The following is a 934-nucleotide window of genomic DNA, read 5'->3' as shown; positions in this document are numbered from 1 at the left end:
CCGGTTGATGGCCGCGCGCCTAGCCGGTGAGGACGTCGAGCCGCAAGGCCCGATCGAGACCGAGGCAGCCCGACGCCTCGACGACGAACTCAACCAGAAGTAGCCACCCGGTTACCCAACACTTTCTAAGAGCGGAGCACCGGCCCGCATCTCGGTAGCACTCCGCAACAGCACCGACCACCGCGATTGCTCCGTCCCAATCGCCCCGCTCCTCGGCAACGCGAGCAGTCTCAGACCAGCCAGGCACGGACATCATCGTAGGCGGCCCGGACCCTCAGCTTGGGAATTGGATTGATCTACACGTTGGGTAGCTGTGCCAGCTGGTCGAGCAACACGGAGCGTTCGAGTTGACGCCGTCGAAGTGCGGACGTTCCCAGGTGTTGACCGCTGCATCGGGCACGGAGCGGGCACGTGCCGACCTTGCGCCGGATTCAGAGGTCAGCCCAGACATGGGTCTCGTCGTACGCGTGCCAGCCCCGAAAGAACCAGTCGGCCAGGTCGCCGATCCGCTCGAGGCATGCCTCGTGGTACTCGGCAGCAGGACGTGGGAAGTTCGGGTGACTGGTCCAGCCTGGCACGTACGTCGCCATCTCGTAGAATCCCTCGGCGAGCCACCGTTCCAACTGGTCTCGCTCTTGATACGTCGCACAGACCATCCGCATCGCCAGTTCCAACCGGCTGAACGCACCGCGATCCCAGATCAGGTCTCCTCGGAGCCTGAGTAGGAAGCTCCCTTCCTCGGCGTTGAACTCGCGTCGTAGCACCTGGATCGCATCGTCCACCTCTGGATCATGCGACAGCGGGGGCAGTGGCGTCCCTGATAGTGGTGTAACGCGGTTGGCGTGATTGCCGGACAGCCCGTCCGGCATAGAGCGCGGCCATCGCGTGATCTTTCGAGTGAACCTTCCACAGCACTCTCGAAAGGGACTACCGC

Annotated in this window: 1 protein-coding gene; it reads right to left on the bottom strand. The window is 63.6% G+C overall.

The features are described 5' to 3' along the window. Positions 1 to 431: 431 nt before the first annotated feature. Complete coding sequence (locus DLJ47_RS05775) at positions 432 to 782, bottom strand: hypothetical protein (protein WP_109899051.1); 351 nt, start codon at positions 780 to 782, stop codon at positions 432 to 434. Between the last annotated feature and the right edge of the window lie 152 nt (positions 783 to 934).

The organism is Micromonospora sp. S4605, from assembly GCF_003176715.1.
Classification (GTDB): Bacteria; Actinomycetota; Actinomycetes; order Mycobacteriales; family Micromonosporaceae; genus Micromonospora; species Micromonospora echinaurantiaca.
The sequence above is the reverse complement of the archived record's forward strand: the minus strand, read 5'-3'. Positions and strand labels throughout refer to the sequence as shown.